Genomic DNA, 289 nt, shown 5'->3' on the forward strand with positions numbered 1-289 from the left:
CTGGCGTCCCCAGGGGGATTCGAACCCCCGTACTCACCGTGAAAGGGTGATGTCCTAGGCCTCTAGACGATGGGGACTTTTCCAAGGCGCGAATCATAGCAGTGAAATTCGCCGAAGGCAATACCAAGCCGTTGTTTTTACAGGAAAAACCCGAAACATTGGCCGTCACACAACGAATGGGTAACAAAAAAGCCGCTCGAGGCGGCTTTTGCAATCCTGGCGTCCCCAGGGGGATTCGAACCCCCGTACTCACCGTGAAAGGGTGATGTCCTAGGCCTCTAGACGATGG

1 tRNA gene is annotated in these 289 nt (G+C 55.0%); it reads right to left on the reverse strand.

Features of this window, described 5'->3' with window-relative positions:
• Position 1: 1 nt before the first annotated feature.
• A tRNA-Glu gene (locus ACCD07_RS32320) sits at positions 2-77 on the reverse strand.
• Between the last annotated feature and the right edge of the window lie 212 nt (positions 78-289).

It is taken from the genome of Duganella sp. Dugasp56 (assembly GCF_047304105.1).
In the GTDB taxonomy this organism is placed as follows: Bacteria; Pseudomonadota; Gammaproteobacteria; order Burkholderiales; family Burkholderiaceae_D; genus Rugamonas; species Rugamonas hordei.